Source organism: Oerskovia sp. PE-21s (assembly GCF_056158145.1).
The window spans coordinates 407,185-423,077 of sequence record NZ_JBUXJM010000001.1 but is presented as its reverse complement, the minus strand read 5'-3'; the positions used below and the strand labels follow the sequence as shown (position 1 = coordinate 423,077).

The following is a 15,893-nucleotide window of genomic DNA, read 5'->3' as shown; positions in this document are numbered from 1 at the left end:
CGGTCCCCGGACCACCTGCACCCTCCCGAGAGAAAGAGACACGATGAGCACCCCCAAGACCCCGATCAGCACCCCGCACGCACCGGCGCCGGCCCACACCTTCCACCAGGGTGTGCGCAAGGGCCCGTTCGTCCAGGTCTCGGGTCAGGGCCCGGTCGACCCCGCGACGAGCGAGTACCTGTACCCCGGGGACGTCGCGGCGCAGACCACGCGCACCCTGGAGAACGTCAAGGCCATCGTCGAGGGCGCGGGCGCCACGTTCGACGACGTCGTGATGCTGCGCGTCTACCTCACCAAGCGCGAGGACTTCCCGATCATGAACGACGCGTACGGCGCGTTCGTCGAGGCGAACTGCCCGGGCGGCGTGCTGCCGGCCCGCACGACGGTCTTCACGGGCCTGCCTCGCGAGGAGATGCTGGTCGAGATCGACGGGCTCGCGATCACGGACTGACGGTCCGCCGCCGCTGAGTGCGGAGCAGTTGTCGTCCGGGACGTCCTGGGACGACATCTACCCCGCACTCAGCAGGCGCACGCCGTGGGTGGCCGCGCCTAGCCTGGCGGGATGATCGAGACGCTCGCCATCGAGGGCTACCGCTCGCTGCGGCACCTCGTCCTGCCGCTCGGCCGTCTCACGGTCGTGACGGGCGCCAACGGCGTGGGCAAGTCGAGCCTGTACCGCTCGCTGCGCCTGCTCGCCGAGTGCGCGCTGGGCGGCGCGGTCGGGGCCCTGGCCCGCGAGGGCGGCCTGCCCTCGACGCTGTGGGCCGGTCCGGAGGTCATCGGGCGCTCGGTGCGCGAGGGCGTGCACCCCGTCCAGGGCACGGTGCGCGGTGGCCCGGTCGCGCTGCGGCTGGGCTTCGCGAGCGGCCCGGCCCCCCTGCCCGACGGCACCGCGTCAGCGGGTGCGTCCGGTGCCCTCGGCTACGCGATCGACCTCGGGCTGCCGCAGGACGGCGGCGCGTCGTTCGGCCTGGATCCGGAGATCAAGACCGAGGTCGTCTGGTCGGGCCCGGTGCTGCGTCCCGCGACGCTCGTCGCCGACCGGCACGGACCCTCGGTCCGGCTGCGCGACGACGACGGCTCGTGGCAGGTGTCGGGGCGCCGGCTGAGGTCGTTCGACAGCATGCTCTCGGAGGTCGTGGACCCCGTGGGCGCCCCCGAGCTCGTGCTGGTGCGCGAGCGCCTGCGGTCCTGGCGCTTCTACGACCAGTTCCGCACCGACGCCCTTGCCCCGGCCCGTGCGTCGCACGTCGGCACCCGAACCCCCGTCCTCGCGCACGACGGCGCCGACCTGGCCGCGGCCCTCGAGACGATCCGCGAGCTGGGCCTTGCCGACGACCTGGACGACGCGGTCGAGGACGCGTTCCCCGGGTCGAGCGTGCGCGTGCGCGTGACGGACGACGGCCGGTTCTCGCTCGAGCTGCGCCAGCACGGTCTGCTGCGTCCGCTCGGCAGCGCGGAGCTGTCCGACGGCACGCTGCGGTACCTGCTCTGGGTCGCGGCGCTGCTCACGCCCCGCCCGCCCGAGCTGCTCGTGCTCAACGAGCCCGAGACGAGCCTGCACCCCGAGCTGCTGCCCGCGCTCGGGGCCCTGGTCGCCGGAGCCGCGCGACGCACGCAGGTCGTGGTCGTGACGCACTCGCACGCGCTGGTCCGGGCCATGGAGGATGCGGCGGGCCGTTCGCGTGCCGCCTCCCCGGCGCTCGAGCACGTCGAGCTCGTCAAGGAGCTCGGCGAGACGACCGTCGCGGGCCGTGAGGGACCGCTCGACCAGCCGCAGTGGCACTGGCCGAAGCGCTGAGTGCATGATCCGGGCTCAGCGGCGCACGGACCCCAGGTACAGGCTGGTGACCGACGCCGCGACCTCGGTCAGCCGGCTCGCGGTGCGCCCCACGAGCTCCTCGAGGTCGATCGGTCCGGGCGCGATCGAGAACGCGGCCGTGATCCCTGCGGCGCGCGCCTGACGCGCGGGCAGCAGGACCTGCCCGGCGATCACCACGACGGGCGGGTGGCCCGGCGCGGCGGCGGCGAGCGCCCCGATCCGGTCGGCGACCTTGCCGTTGACGGACTGCGAGTCGAACGAGCCCTCGCCCGTGAGCACCAGGTCCGCGTCCGCGACGGCCGCGGGCAGCCCCACGGCCTGCGCGACCAGGGTCGCGCCGAGCTCGAGCTCGGCGCCGAGCACCGCGACGAGGGCCGCGGGTACCCCACCGGCGGCTCCCGCCCCCGACAGGTCGTGCGTGCGGACCCCGGTCTCGCGCTCGAGGAGGTCCGCCCAGCGCTCGAGCGCGGCGTCGAGGAACGCGACGTCCGCGTCGCTCGCTCCCTTCTGCGGCCCGAACACGGCCGCCGCCCCGCGCTCACCCACGAGCGGGTTCGTCACGTCGACGGCCAGCCGCCATCGCACCGCGCGGGCCCGCGGGTGCAGTCCCCCGAGGTCGAGGCCGACGACGCGCGCGAGCCCCTCGCCGCCGTCGGGCACGAGCGTCCCGGCGAGCTCCCCGTCCGTCGACGAGGGGACCGTCGCCGGCGAGTGCGCGAGGAGCCGGGCACCGAGCCCCGTGAGGACGCCCGCGCCGCCGTCCGTCGAGGCGGACCCGCCGAGGCACAGGACGACCTCCTCGACCCCGGCGTCCAGGACCGCCGCGCACGCCGCTCCCGTGCCGCGCGTGTGCGCGTGGAGCGGCTGGAGGACGACGTCGCTGACGGCGGGCAGGCCGCTCGCCGCGGCGAGCTCGACCACGCCGATGCGGCCGTCGGCGGACACCCCGTAGCGTGCCGGGCGAGGGCGCCCGATCGCGTCGACCGTCCCGACCTCGCGCGCCTCGACCCCCCACACGGACAGGAGCGCGTCGAGAGTGCCTTCGCCTCCGTCGGCCATGGGCAGGAGCCTGACCTCGGCGTCCGGCGCCGCCACCAGGACCCCGTCCGCGAGGTGGCGGGCCACCTCCGCGGCGGTCGCGGAGCCCTTGAACGAGTCGGGCGCGACCACGACGCGCAGCGGCCGTGGACCGGTGCGCGAGGGGTCCCCGGTCGTGGGAGCGTTCATCGTCGGAGGCACGCCCCGATCGTAGCCAGCGGGTCCGGCCCGCGCCGGGTGGAGAGCCTGGTCAGGACGCCGCCGCCGCGCTCGTGGGATCCGCGGCACCCGCGGTGCCTGTCCGCGCCGCGACCGCAGCGTCGATCCGCGCCTGCGTGCGTGCCTCGCGGCGCCGGCGCGCGCGCAGCACCGCGAGCGCCACCCCGACCAGGACGAGGAGCGTCCCGAGCTGGACCCACGGCAGCGTCCACGCCGCATAGCTCCCGGTCGCCTGGGCCAGCGCGACCTCGACCACGTCGTCGCCCACGACGAGCGGGGTCGTGGTCAGGTCGCCCGAGGCCTTGCCCAGCGGCCAGACGCCGTCGAGCACGACGCTCCCCCTCGTCTCCTGACCGGGCAGCACCTCGCGCTGAGCGGGCGCGACGACGTCGCGAGCGTTCCAGCCGAAGAGGCCGGCTCCCGCGACCTGGGTGTCCGCACCGAGGCGCACGTTGCCCTCGTTCGCGACCGTGTAGTCCACGCGCACCGCACCGGGCGCGAACGGGTTCCAGCTCGGCTCGTACGTCGCGCGGACGTCCGTGAGCGCGAGCACGGGGACCAGGTCGCCCGCCACCCGCAGGTGCAGGCGCGCCCCCACGCGCGTGTCGAACGTGACGGCCCGTCCGTCACCCTCGGGGCGGGCCAGGGCCGCGACGACCCCGGCAGGGTGGTCCCCGGGCGTCGCGTCGGCGGGGACAGCGACCGTGAACGGTACGGTCACCGACGACTCGGCGGCGACCTCGACGCGCTGGGTCGACCCGGCGGCCTGTCCCTCGCCGAGCGTGATCCACGCGCCGCCGTCGACCGGGGTCGTGCCCGCGGGGAGCAGGTCGAACTGCCCGTCCGCGGTCACGACGCCGTCGCTCGCGTACACGTCGAACGTCGCGGGATGGTCGCTGAAGTTGGTCACGGTCACGTGGTCGCCCGCCTGCCCGCCGGGGTCGACCGTCAGGCGGAACGACACGCGCCCGTCGGGCCCGTCGGCCGTCGCGGGCTCGACGGCCCACGTGGTCTTCGCGGGGCCCGGGTCGGACGCCGCGGTCGCGGACGGGCCGGGCAGTCCGGACAGTGACGCAAGAGCGAGCGCGAGGACGGCTGCGGGCCGGACGGCGCGAGAGAGGACGTTCATCGATGGGCTCCGAGCGGGGGAGGGTGCACGACCCGCTCCGGTCGGCGACCTGCGCGCACGTGGCGCGCGACGCCGTCGGGCGGGCGGGCGGGCGGACGGGAGGGCGGACGGGTGCGCCGCCGGGAGACGGCCCGTCGGACCCCGGTGCGCCACGAGAGCGCACCGGGGCCCGACGGTTCATGAGTCGACGGTCAGTCGACCGGGAAGAGCGAGACCGTCAGGGCGCCCGCGTAGTCGCCCGCGCGGGTGTCGACGGGGACCTCGAGCGCCAGGTCGGCCGAGACCGTCGTGGTGCCCAGACGCCCTCCCGCCGTCGCGGTCGCGAGCGTGGCCGGTGCCGCGAGGCCCGTGCCGCCGCCCAGGAGCGACGCGACGGGCGAGCCTGCGCTCACGCCGTCCTTGGCCGAGACCAGGCCCGGGGTCCAGCCGAGGTTCTGGGCGCGCAGCGTGCGCGGCCCCGACGTCAGGTCGCTCGACTGGCCCGAGACGGTCCAGCCGCCTGCGCCGACCGTGGCGGCCGCACGCGAGTCGGTCACCGAGACCTCGGGGAGCCGTCCCGCGAAGCGCAGTCGGTCGCCCACGTTCTCACCACCCGTGAGCGCGACGCCCGCACCGGCGTCCGCGACCGACAGCGTGAGCTTGCCGCCCACCTCGCCGGCCTCGGGCACGGTCGCGAGCAACGGGATGCCGTCCGCGGCGTTCGCGGCCCACAGCTCGTTCGAGACGCGGCCCACGTCGGCGTTGTCGAGGTACGCGCCCCGCACCGGGTCGGTGCCCGTCGCAGCGGCCGCGAGCAGCTCGGAGCCCGGGCCCTTGGCGTACACGGGCACGAGGTGGTTGGTGTGGCCGCCGCTGTTCCAGCTGACCTGCGGGGCGCCGCCCTGCACGCCCTGGACCGGGGTCCAGGCCGGGTTCGCGGCGGGGCCGGAGAGGTAGCCGCACTCGTGGTCGGCCGTGATGACGACGAGGGTCTCGTCCCAGCTCGAGTTCTCCTCGACCCAGTCCACGACCGTCTCGATGGTCCGGTTGAAGTCGACCTGCTCCTCGACCGCGCCCGCGGTGTTGTTGTCGTGCGAGGCCCAGTCGATCGCGCCGCCCTCGATCATGACGAAGAAGCCCTCGTCCGAGGCGTTGGACAGCACGTTGAGCGCGGCGTCCGTCATCTGCGGGAGCGAGGGGACGTTGTCGTTCTGGGGGGCGGTGAAGGGCACGTCGCCCGGCTTCAGGGCCGTGCGGTCGGCCTGGAGCGTGCCCGCGACCTGCGCGGTGCCCAGGACGTGCGTGGGCGTGTCGCCCTCGGCGAGCGCGAGGAAGTCGTCCTTCGACTCGACCAGGTCGAACGCCGACTGGCCGTCGACCAGCTTGGTCCACTCGGTCTCGCCGACGTAGTCGTACTTCGGGGTCGCGCGCTTGTCGCCGTTGTCGTCGTACCAGGGGTTGCCCGCACCGAAGATCACGTTGGCGCCCGAGTCCATCATGTCGGCGGCGATGTCGTGGTAGTTGTTGCGGTGCTCGTTGTGCGCCAGGTAGGACGCGGGCGTCGCGTGGGTCCACGGCACCGAGGTGACGACTCCCGTGGCCTTGCCCAGCTCGAGCGCGCGCTCGGCGACGGTCTTGAGGTCCTCGTGGTTCTCGTCCTGGCCGATCACGTTGTTGAGCGTCTTGACGCCCGTCGCGAGCGTCGTGGCGGCCGCGGCCGAGTCGGTCGAGCTCTTGAGCGGCGCGGAGAAGCTGCTCCAGTTCTGGGCCGGGTCGTACGTGTTGCCGAACTGGTAGGTGGACATCGCGAGGGCGACCGGGAACTCCTGGTACACCTGCGTGCCTGCCTGGCCGGGGACCGGGGTCGAGACGCCGCCGGGCTTCACGGTGGTCTGGTAGGCCGTGCGGCCGTGCTCGAACTGGCTGCCGAGGTCGACCTGGTTGAACCCCATCCCGTCACCGATGAGGTGGATGATGTTCTTCGGTCCCGGCGCCCCGGGGTCGGCGGACGGGGCGGCGAGCGCCGGCGTGGTCGAGGAGATCGCGATACCCGCCGCGAGGACGCCGGTCCCGGCGATCCGCAGCCACTTCATCGGTACACGTGAAGTCATGGTCTCTTCCCTGTCGAGGTCTGGTCCGGTCCGGAGTCGAGTTCCGGCCGGCACGTCAGAGCCAAGCGGTCAGAGGTGGCGAGGGGGTGAACGGCGCAGGGCCACGGGGGGACGGATGGGGTAAATGTCCGTCTCAGCCCGGCGGGTCGCGGGCAGGCGCGCCGGGGCAGTGCGCGTCGCGGCAGGCGCGCTGCCTCAGCCCGGCGCGGGCAGGTCCGCGAACCGCACGAGCTGGCCCACGGCCCGCTCGGCGCGCTCGTCGAGCCACGGCATGGGGAAGAGCTCGATCGTCCAGTCCTCCTTGGACGCGAACACGCCCGTGGGCACGATCAGGTCGCCCATGAACGCGAACAGGGGCCGCAGCGCCTGGTCGATCACGAGGGTGTGGCGGGCGGTGCCGCCGGTCGCGGCGAGCAGCACGGGCTTGTCGACCATCGAGAGCGAGTCGACGAGGTCGAAGAAGGACTTGAAGATCCCCGAGTAGGAGCCACGGAACACGGGGGTCGCGACGATCAGCAGGTCGGCCTGCTCGGCGGTCTTGAGCGCGAGCTCGAGCTCCTCGCTGCGCATCCCGATCACGGTCGCGGTCGCGACGTCCTGCGCGTGGTCGCGGACCTCGATCGTGCGGGCATCGACCTGGACGCCTGCGGCGGTCAGCCGGGCCACGGTCTTGTCGAGCAGCAGGTCGGTCAGGGCGCGCGTGGTCGAGGGGAAGCTGACCCCGCCGGTCACGGCGACGACGCTCAGCGAGCGGGGGGTGGCGGCCGTTCCCACGGCCTGGGGGCCGACGCTCACGCCGTGCTCCCGTCGCGCGCGGGGATGTCGCCCTGGGCGTCACGGAGCTTGTCGAGCAGGCCCTTGAGGGTCGCGAGCTCGTCGGCGTCGAGGGCCGCGCCCACGTAGGCGCCGATGGTGCGGACGTGCTTGCGCCCGATCTCCTTCTGGAGCCGTGCGCCCTCGGGGGTGAGGCGCACGATCGTGCCGCGTGCGTCGTCGGGCGCGGGGACGCGTACCACGAGGCCGCGCTGCTCGAGGCGCTCGGCCATGCGGCTGAGCGAGGGCTGGCTGATGAGGACGTACTCGTTGAGGTCGCGCAGGCGGGTGCCGCCCTCGGGGCAGCCTGCGAGCGTGAAGAGCACGTCGTACTCGCGCATCGTCAGCTCTTCCCAGATGTCGTCGGCCTGGAACCGGCGCATGAGCGCGACCTGGGTGCGGAAGAGCGACTCCCAGGTCTCGGCGGCCTCGCGCGTGGTGGCTCGGTCGTGGACGGCGGGCGGCGCTGTGGTGGGGCTGGTCATGTGTCTCTCGATCCTGCCGGGTGCACCGGCCCGACGGCGCCGCTCGCCTCGTCGGCAGACGTCACCCGGGTAGATGCGTTCGTATGAACTCGAGCGGTACAACCGACGGGGCGAGAGGTGTATTCCGGGCGCCCCGGAACCTCGGAGCGCGACCTACCTGCCGAGCCGACGCTCGCGCTGCGAGTACGAGCGCAGGGCGCGCAGGTAGTCGACCCGGCGGAAGCTCGGCCAGTACGCCTCGCAGAAGTAGAACTCGGCGTGCGCGCTCTGCCACAGCAGGAACCCGCCCAGGCGCTGCTCCCCCGACGTACGGATCACGAGCTCGGGGTCCGGCTGACCCTTGGTGTAGAGGTGCTCCTCGATGTGCTCGACGTCGAGGTTCTCGGCGAGGTCCTGGAGCGAGGCACCGCTCGCGGCCTGCTCGCTCAGGTAGGACCGCACGGCGTCCGCGATCTCGTGCCGACCGCCGTACCCGATCGCGACGTTGACCTGCAGCCCGTCGACCCCGGCCGTCCGCTCCTCCGCGTCACGCAGCGCCTTGGCGAGGCGCTCGGGCAGGAGGTCGAGGCGGCCCATGACGCGCAGGCGCCAGCGGCCGGTCTCGGCGAGGTCGCACACGGCGTCCTCGATGATGTCGAGCAGCGCGCTGAGCTCCTCGCGCGAGCGCGAGAGGTTGTCGGTCGAGAGCATCCAGAGCGTGACGACCTCGATCCCGAGGTCCTCGCTCCAGGTGAGGAACTCGGCGATCTTGTCGGCGCCGCGACGGTGGCCGGTCGCGGCGGTCTCGCCGAAGGACTTGGCCCAGCGACGGTTCCCGTCGAGGATGACGCCGACGTGGCGCGGCATGGCCTCGCGCGGCAGCGAGGCCGCGAGGCGTCGTTCGTACAGCCCGTAGAGCAGGTGGGGCATGCGCACGTGGGGTCCTTCGCGGTGTGTAATGGATGAGCGGCGACGGGGCCGGACGGGGCCCGGGAGCGTCGCGCGAGCGACGCGGAGGTCGCAGGACGGTCGTCGGTGACGATCGTCGTCGCTCGCCAAACGGTACCGGAGGCAACAGTCGAGATACCCCGAGGTCCGGTCCTGAAGATGGCTTTACGCAGGATCTTCACAGTCCCGCGCAACAACCTACGGTGACGTAACTTACGATGGCGTAAGTTGTTCCTGAGCCACGCACGTCGACTCACGCGCACCCCCCGGGTCAGGGACATCCCGTCCGCACGCCCGAACCGCCGACACGAGCAGGAGTCTCTCCGTGGCACGACCCTCCGACCGCCCGACCTCCGGCGACACCGTCGAGAACTCGCTGGACTCTGCCGCAGGCGCCGTGTCGAGCGCCGCCGAGAAGGTCGCGGAGGCGATCAAGCCTCGGCTGCGCGGCTGGATCCACGCCGGCACGTTCCCCGTCGCGCTCGTCGCGAGCATCGTCCTGGTGATCCTGGCCCCCCCGGTCGCTGGCAAGGTCGCGTGCGCCGTCTTCGGCCTGAGCGCGTGCCTGCTGTTCGGCACGAGCGCGGTCTACCACCGCGGCACCTGGTCGCCGAAGGTCGCGGGGATCCTGCGCCGGGCCGACCACTCGAACATCTTCCTCATCATCGCGGGCACCTACACCCCGCTCGCGGTGCTGCTCCTGCCGCAGCGGACCGCGACGATCCTGCTGCTCGTCGTGTGGGTCGGCGCCCTGCTGGGGCTCGCCGCGCGCATCATCTGGCTGGGCGCCCCGCGGTGGGTCTACGTACCGATCTACGTCGCGCTCGGGTGGGTCGCGGTCGGGTACATGCCGCAGTTCTGGACCACGCCGTCCGGCCCGGCGATCGTGTGGCTCGTCGCGATCGGCGGCCTCGCCTACACGCTGGGGGCGGTGGTCTACGGCCTCAAGCGCCCCAACCCGAGCCCGCGCTGGTTCGGCTTCCACGAGATCTTCCACGTGCTGACCGTCGTGGGGTTCGGGTGCCACTACGCCGCGATCATGATCGCGGCGCTCAACGCCTGAGCCTGGCTGTCGTCCGCTGAGTGCGGAGCAGCTGTCGCGGATCGGCTCGACCTGCGACGGCTGCTCCGCACTCAACGTTCTGGCTGCTCCCGAGGCACGACGACGTAGCGACGGTTCGCGAGGGACGGGTTCGCCTCGCGCACCGCACCCAGGGCGTCGGGGTCGACGTCGGCGGTCCGCAGCCCCGCCCGCTCGTCGAGCTCGAGCCCGACCTGCCCGTCCGGTCCCACGAGCAGCGACCTCCCGGTCACGCCCTTCCCCGCCTGCCCGACGGCGAGCACCACCGACGTGTTCTCGATCGCCCGGGCGCGGGCCAGGGTGCGCCAGTGGTCGGCCTTGAGGTCGCCGGCGGCCCAGGCAGCTGGCACCACGAGGACGTCCGCACCGGCGTCGACCAGCCGGCGTGCCGACTCGGGGAACCGCAGGTCGTAGCAGGTCATGACGCCGAACGTCAGGCCGCCCACGGACATCGTGGTGGGAGGCCCGTCGACCGGGCCCGGCTCGAGCCGGTCCGACTCGCGATGGCCGAACGCGTCGTAGAGGTGCACCTTGCGGTACACCCCGACCAGGTGACCACCCGCGTCGATCGCGACGACCGCGTTGACGGCACGGGTGGCACCGGTGCCGGTGCCGGTGCCGGTGCCGGGGAGCGTCGTGCCCGCGATCACCGCGACCCCCGTCTCCGCGGCCCAGCGCTGGAGGGTCGTGACGAACGGGCCGTCGAGCGGCTCGGCGTGCTCGATCCCCACGCCCCGGGGGTCGAAGCCCGAGGCGTACTCGGGAAGCACCAGCAGGTCGGCCTGGAGGCGCTGCGCCTCGGTGAAGGCCGAGCGCACCACGAGCAGGTTCGCCGCGTGGTCGTTCGAGACCTCGATCTGGGCGATCGTGACCCGCACCGGACCACGCGGCGAACGCGTCACGTCAGTCGCCGCCGCCGCCGGAGTCGCCGCCCGAGCTGCCGGAGTCGCTCGAGCCGTCGCTCGAGCTGTCGCTCGGGCCGTCGTTCGAGCGCGAGCCGCGGTCCGAGGGGCCGCCGTCCGACGAGCCCCCCGCTCCGCCGCCGCCGGGGTGGGCCGACCGTTCGTCGTGACGGACCTTGCGGAGCTGCTTGTTCATCGACAGGAACAGCGCGACGCACGCGAGCGCGACCGCGAAGATCGTGAGAAACCCCGGCAGGCCGGGAGAGACGTCGGTCGGCTCGAGGCCCGGGCGCAGCTCACCACCCGTCGGAGCAGGGGACGGTGTCGTCTCGGCCGTCACGCCGGCGGCCCAACCGGGCCCTCCCGCGAGGTGGGACGACAGGTCGACCGCGAGCTGCGGCGTCGGGCTCATGCGTGGCCTTCCTCGGTGCGGATACCGGCGAACAGGTCGTCCTCCGGAAGCGTGGTCGGGACGCGTGACTCGGCGAGCTCGAACTCCTCGATCGGCCACACCGCGACCTCGAGGTCCCGCGGGATGGCGAAGAAGAAGCCGTCCGGGTCGATCTGCGTCGCGTGCGCGATGAGCGCCGCGTCGCGCTGCGGGAAGTACGGGGCGACCTCGACGCGCGTCGTGACCTCGCGCTCGGGGATCTCGCGCGCCGCCCGCGACTCGACCCAGTCGCTGAACGGCGACTCGAGACCGGCGTCCACGACGGCCTCGTGGATCGTGCGGATGCGGTTCATCGAGAAGTCGTGGTTGTAGTACAGCTTGAGCGGCTCCCACACGGGCGCGCCGCCCTCGACCTGGTAGCGCTCCGGGTCGCCCGCGGCGTGGAACGCCTCGAACGCGACCTTGTGGCACATGATGTGGTCCGGGTGCGGATAGCCGCCGCTCGGGTCGTACGTCGTGATGACGTGCGGGCGGAACTCACGCACCAGCTCGACGAGCGGCGCCGCCGCCTCCTCGAGCGGGACGAGCGCGAAGCAGCCCTCCGGCAGCGGAGGCAGCGGGTCGCCCTCCGGCAGCCCCGAGTCGACGAACCCCAGCCAGCGGTGGCTCACACCGAGCGCCCTGGCCGCCGCCGCCATCTCCGCGCGGCGCAGCTCGGCCATGCCCTCGGGGGTCGAGGGGACCTCGCCGAAGCTCGGGTTGAGCACGTCGCCGCGCTCACCGCCCGTGCAGCTCACCACGAGCACCTCGACGCCCTCCGCGGCGTAGCGGGCCGACGTCGCGGCGCCCTTGCTCGACTCGTCGTCAGGGTGCGCGTGGACGGCCATGAGGCGCAGCGGTGCGCCGTCGACCGTCCCGGCCGCCGATGCAGTACGCGGGCGCGCCGTCGATTCGGTCACAGGTCCTCCAGGGGGTACTCCGGGGCGAAGAAGTTCAGAGACAATGATGTCTCATGAGCAGGTAGTCCACCCAACCCCTGGACCTCGATTCACCATGACGAACAGCACTCCCCCGTCGGGAACAACCCCGCAGGTCGGCCCCGACGCGCTCGACGAGCACGAGAACCCGATCGGGCTCGCGCCGCAGCCCCCCGCACCGCAGCCGCCCGCGGGCCGCTACGGACCCGCGCCGACGCCCGCCCGCCGCCGCCTCACGATCGCGGGCATCGTCGCCGCCGCGGTCGTCGGCGTCGCGATCACGGTCTGGATCGGGCTCGGGCAGGCCTCGACGCCCGTGCGCTACGACGACTTCGGGTTCAAGGTCGTCAGCTCCGAGCAGATCGACGTGACGTTCCAGGTCTCGATGAAGCCCGGCACCCAGGCCGAGTGCACGATCGACGCCCTCGCCGAGAGCTACGCGCAGGTCGGGACGGTCGACGTCGTCGTCGGCCCGAGCGACCAGCTCGAGGGGCGCTACACCGTGAGCGTCGCGACGTCCGAGCTCGCCACGACCGGCATCGTCGAGAGCTGCCGCGCACTACCCTGACGGGGCGACGCCCGCTGCGGCTCCCCCGGGCTCGTCCGGGGTAGACCCAGGGGTGAGGAGCGGTGTGATGCAGCGGACATTTGGTATCCTGAGGGATTCACGCTGCCCCAGAAGCATCAGGTCCAGCGAAACCCGCCACGCGGCGTCGGCGACCGGCCGACGTCACCACCCCGGGCAGGCAGCGGAGTCGCTCTCACCCGCACCCACTGCCTCACCCTGTGCGGTCACGTCCACCGACGTCGACCGCAGGAACGCAAGGAAAGGAAGGAGCGAACCGTGACCGAGACCAGCGTCACCTGGCTGACCCAGGAGGCACACGACAGGCTTCAGGCCGAGTTGGCTCACCTGTCCGGTGCCGGCCGCACCGACATCGCCGAGCGCATCGCTGCCGCCCGCGACGAGGGTGACCTCAAGGAGAACGGCGGCTACCACGCCGCCCGCGAGGAGCAGGCCAAGAACGAGGCGCGCATCCGCGAGCTGACCGCGAAGCTCCGCAACGTGCAGATCGGCACGCCGCCGGACGACGGCAAGGTCGAGCCCGGCATGGTCGTCACCGCGCTCGTGGCCGGCGAGGAGATGTCGTTCCTGCTCGGCTCGCGCGAGATCGCGGGCGGCACGGACATCCGCGTCTACTCCCCGACGTCCCCGCTCGGCGAGGCCATCAACGGCACCTCGATCGGCGACAAGGTCTCGTACGCCGCCCCCAACGGGAACCAGATCCAGGTGGAGATCCTCGCGGCCAAGCCGTTCGAGGCGTGACCCACCGCTGACGCACCGGGCCACCACCGACGGTGGCCGCTACGCACGGGGAACACGCGTCGCGAGCACGCAGGCCCGGGAACCTCAGGGTTCCCGGGCCTGCGTGCGTCCGGGTGCGCCCCGGTGCGGGTCCAAGGCCCCACCCACCTGCTCGGCATCCGCCTGCTGATGCCAATCGGCGAGATGCGGTCAACTGGGGTCCTGCGGGCGGATCGACCCCAGATGGCCGCCTCTCGCCGGCGTCGCAACGACACCCAGGAGACACCTGGGCGTCCGTCGTCCACAGGTACCACCCCAGGGCCCCACGGGGACGCACGGATCTGCGACCCTCACCTCGTGCCCAGCGCCCTCGTCCCGCTCCCACCCACCCCGTTTCGTGTGGCCGACGCCCTCGCGGCAGGCAGCACGGCGGACCAGCTCCGTAGTCCGGTGCTGCACGCGCCGGTACGTGGGGTCCGCATGGCGGCCGCATCAGCTCACGACCTCGAGGCGCTCTGCCGGGCCGTCGCCCTGACGTTCCGCCCCGGCGACACGTTCTCTCACCTCACGGCCGCCGCACTCCTGGGGCTTCCCCTGCCGGCCGACCATCGACCGCTCGAAAGGCTGCACGTCTCCAGCACCCACGGGGTCCGCGCCCGGGAGGCGTCACTGCTCGTCGGGCACTCCGGGGCGCTTCTTCGGCACGTGTTCCAGTACCGCCAGCTCCCGGTCACCATCCCTGCCCGCACCTGGTTGGACCTGGGGAGCGCGACGGGTACCGGAGCAAGGGCCGTCCTGACCGCCGAGGACCTCGTCGTCCTGACCGACGCGGTCCTGTCCCTGCGTCACCCGGCCACCTCGCGGCTCGAGCTGGAGCGTGCACTGGCATGGTTCGTCGGCGGACGGGGCACACGGGCTCTGCGCACCGCGCTCGCCGCCGCACGGGCTTTCGTCGACTCTCGCATGGAGACGCGGGTCCGGCTCCTGCTTGTCCGGTCGGGATTTCCGTGCCCGGTGGTCGGCGCTGACCTGTTCGCGGAGGACCAGTGGGTCGCGCGACCGGACATGTGCTGGCCCGAGGCACGCATCGCGATCGAGTACGACGGCGCTCACCACTACTCGTCCCAGCACCAGATGCGCAGCGACGTCGCACGACGGGAGAACATGGAGCGGCTGGGGTGGCGGGTGATCGTGCTCTACTCCCAGGACGTGCTGACAGCATGGGAAGCAACCTGTGGGCGGCTGCTCACCGCGTTCGGGGACCAGGGGGTGGACCCGCGCCGTCTCACGGACGCACCTGACACCTCGGTGCGCCCCCGCATCGTCGTTGCCCGGCACTGATTGCCCGACGACCGCGCACTCCGGCAGCCGTCGCCTCCTGTCCAGTGTCCGAGCACGCCGAGACGAGGCCAACCGGGGTCGAGACGGTGCTCGAACCCCAGTTGGCCTCACCTCGACGACAGCTCGTCGAGACGGTGGACGGCGGGCCCGCCGAGCGGCAGCCCGTCAGCCCGTCAGGACCCGGTACCCGGCACCCCGCAGCTGCGCGACGAGCGCCTCGCAGTGCTCCTGGCCCTTGGTCTCGACCTGCATGCGCACCCACGCCTCCCCGATCGCCAGGTGCACGTCGGTGCGGTCGTGGTCGATGTGCATGATCGAGCCGCCGACGCCGGCGATCACGTCGAGCATCTGGGCCAGCGCCCCGGGGCGGTCGTCGAGCAGGACCTGCATCTGCATGTACCGCCCCGCGGCCGCGAGCCCGTGGCGCAGCACGCGCAGCAGGACCAGGGGGTCGATGTTCCCCCCGGACAGGATCGCGACCACCGGCCCGTCGAGCCCGCTCGGGTCCGCGAGCAGCGCCGCGACGCCCGCTGCCCCCGCAGGCTCGACGACGAGCTTGGCCCGCTCGGTGATCATCAGCAGCGCACGGGACAGCTCGTCCTCGGTCACGGTCCGTACCTCGGCGCCCAGCTGGGACACGATCGAGAACGGTACGGGGCCCGGGGTGCCCACCGCGATGCCGTCGGCCATGGTCGAGCGGGCGAGCGACGTCGTCGGGACTCCTGCGGCGAGCGAGCCCGGGTACGCGGCCGCACGCGCGGCCTGGACCCCCACGACCTTGACGTGCGGCGCGACCTCGGCCAGGGCCGCCGCGACCCCCGCGACCAGCCCGCCACCGCCGAGCGGCATGACGACGGTGCGGACGTCGGGCACCTGCTCGAGGATCTCGAGCGCGATGGTGCCCTGGCCCGCGACCACGTCGGGGTGGTCGAACGGGTGGATGAACACCGCGCCCGTGCGCTCGGCCTCGGCCTTCGCGGCCGCGAGGGTCTCGTCGACGTCGACACCCACCAGGCGCACCTCGGCCCCGTACTCGCGCGTGGCGGCGACCTTGGGCAGCGCGGCGTCGACCGGCATGTAGACGACGGCCTGGATACCGAGCAGCCCCGCCGCGAACGCGACGCCCTGCGCGTGGTTCCCGGCGCTCGCCGCGACGACGCCCCGCGCCTTCTCCTCGGCCGAGAGCCGGGCCATGCGGATGTACGCCCCGCGGATCTTGAACGACCCTGCGCGCTGGAGGTTCTCGCACTTGAGCACCACGGGCACACCCGCGACCTGGCTGATCGCGCGGCTGGTCTGGACAGGGGTGCGGTACGCGACGCCGTCGAGCATGCGGGCGGCGTCCCGGATGCTGTCGAGCGTCACGGCGGGC

At 73.2% G+C, this 15,893-nt stretch carries 16 protein-coding genes; 6 read left to right on the top strand and 10 right to left on the bottom strand.

The window, feature by feature from the left end; genetic code table 11:
- Positions 1-43: 43 nt before the first annotated feature.
- Both ACZDYF_RS01825 and ACZDYF_RS01820 read left to right on the top strand, forming a co-directional pair.
- Positions 44-451, top strand: coding sequence for a RidA family protein (locus ACZDYF_RS01825; RefSeq protein WP_138823291.1), 408 nt, complete (start codon positions 44-46; stop codon positions 449-451).
- A 111-nt stretch (positions 452-562) separates the two neighbouring features.
- Positions 563-1,801, top strand: a complete 1,239-nt coding sequence (locus ACZDYF_RS01820; protein WP_475052479.1) for an AAA family ATPase — start codon at positions 563-565, stop codon at positions 1,799-1,801.
- A gap of 15 nt (positions 1,802-1,816) precedes the next feature.
- Here ACZDYF_RS01820 and ACZDYF_RS01815 read toward each other — a convergent pair whose 3' ends face one another.
- From ACZDYF_RS01815 to ACZDYF_RS01790, 6 genes are all read right to left on the bottom strand, one after another.
- Positions 1,817-3,049 carry a glycerate kinase gene (locus ACZDYF_RS01815; protein ID WP_475053175.1) on the bottom strand — a complete coding sequence of 411 codons (1,233 nt, stop codon included), beginning with the start codon at positions 3,047-3,049 and terminating at the stop codon, positions 1,817-1,819.
- 61 nt (positions 3,050-3,110) lie between these two features.
- Entirely contained in the window at positions 3,111-4,208 is a 1,098-nt protein-coding gene (locus ACZDYF_RS01810) for a hypothetical protein (RefSeq protein WP_475052473.1), read from the bottom strand.
- Between the two features lie 191 nt (positions 4,209-4,399).
- Positions 4,400-6,298, bottom strand: coding sequence for an alkaline phosphatase (locus tag ACZDYF_RS01805; protein WP_191790931.1), 1,899 nt, complete (start codon positions 6,296-6,298; stop codon positions 4,400-4,402).
- Positions 6,299-6,493: 195 nt separating this feature from the next.
- A complete protein-coding gene (locus ACZDYF_RS01800; protein WP_475052459.1) occupies positions 6,494-7,093 on the bottom strand; it encodes a CE1759 family FMN reductase in 600 nt (199 codons plus the stop codon).
- Entirely contained in the window at positions 7,090-7,596 is a 507-nt protein-coding gene (locus ACZDYF_RS01795) for a MarR family winged helix-turn-helix transcriptional regulator (protein WP_475052451.1), read from the bottom strand. The genes ACZDYF_RS01800 and ACZDYF_RS01795 overlap by 4 nt, the downstream gene beginning before the upstream one ends.
- A 153-nt stretch (positions 7,597-7,749) precedes the next feature.
- Positions 7,750-8,511 carry an isoprenyl transferase gene (locus ACZDYF_RS01790; protein WP_191790934.1) on the bottom strand — a complete coding sequence of 254 codons (762 nt, stop codon included), beginning with the start codon at positions 8,509-8,511 and terminating at the stop codon, positions 7,750-7,752.
- Between the two features lie 388 nt (positions 8,512-8,899).
- Here ACZDYF_RS01790 and trhA point away from each other — a divergent pair, with 388 nt between their 5' ends.
- Positions 8,900-9,586 carry a PAQR family membrane homeostasis protein TrhA gene (gene trhA, locus ACZDYF_RS01785; protein WP_225227141.1) on the top strand — a complete coding sequence of 229 codons (687 nt, stop codon included), beginning with the start codon at positions 8,900-8,902 and terminating at the stop codon, positions 9,584-9,586.
- A 71-nt stretch (positions 9,587-9,657) separates the two neighbouring features.
- Here trhA and ACZDYF_RS01780 read toward each other — a convergent pair whose 3' ends face one another.
- From ACZDYF_RS01780 to mca, 3 genes are read right to left on the bottom strand one after another with little or no spacing between them, the layout of a single operon-like run.
- Positions 9,658-10,506, bottom strand: a complete 849-nt coding sequence (locus ACZDYF_RS01780; RefSeq protein ID WP_475052439.1) for a carbon-nitrogen hydrolase family protein — start codon at positions 10,504-10,506, stop codon at positions 9,658-9,660.
- 1 nt (position 10,507) lies between these two features.
- Positions 10,508-10,918, bottom strand: coding sequence for a hypothetical protein (locus ACZDYF_RS01775; RefSeq protein ID WP_475052436.1), 411 nt, complete (start codon positions 10,916-10,918; stop codon positions 10,508-10,510).
- Complete coding sequence (mca, locus tag ACZDYF_RS01770) at positions 10,915-11,784, bottom strand: mycothiol conjugate amidase Mca (RefSeq protein ID WP_191791079.1); 870 nt, start codon at positions 11,782-11,784, stop codon at positions 10,915-10,917. The genes ACZDYF_RS01775 and mca overlap by 4 nt, the downstream gene beginning before the upstream one ends.
- A gap of 166 nt (positions 11,785-11,950) precedes the next feature.
- On the opposite strand from mca, the gene ACZDYF_RS01765 reads away from it, so the two are divergent.
- From ACZDYF_RS01765 to ACZDYF_RS01755, 3 genes are all read left to right on the top strand, one after another.
- Positions 11,951-12,442, top strand: a complete 492-nt coding sequence (locus tag ACZDYF_RS01765; RefSeq protein WP_475052433.1) for a DUF4307 domain-containing protein — start codon at positions 11,951-11,953, stop codon at positions 12,440-12,442.
- Between the two features lie 276 nt (positions 12,443-12,718).
- Positions 12,719-13,201 carry a transcription elongation factor GreA gene (gene greA / locus ACZDYF_RS01760; RefSeq protein ID WP_191790938.1) on the top strand — a complete coding sequence of 161 codons (483 nt, stop codon included), beginning with the start codon at positions 12,719-12,721 and terminating at the stop codon, positions 13,199-13,201.
- A 336-nt stretch (positions 13,202-13,537) separates the two neighbouring features.
- The gene (locus ACZDYF_RS01755) at positions 13,538-14,521 is read left to right on the top strand and encodes an endonuclease domain-containing protein (RefSeq protein WP_475052429.1); all 984 of its coding nucleotides are present in this window, start codon (positions 13,538-13,540) and stop codon (positions 14,519-14,521) included.
- Positions 14,522-14,686: 165 nt separating this feature from the next.
- Here the strand turns inward: ACZDYF_RS01755 and ilvA are convergent, their stop codons facing one another.
- Positions 14,687-15,853: a threonine ammonia-lyase gene (gene ilvA / locus ACZDYF_RS01750; protein WP_475053174.1), complete on the bottom strand. Its 1,167-nt coding sequence runs from the start codon at positions 15,851-15,853 to the stop codon at positions 14,687-14,689.
- Between the last annotated feature and the right edge of the window lie 40 nt (positions 15,854-15,893).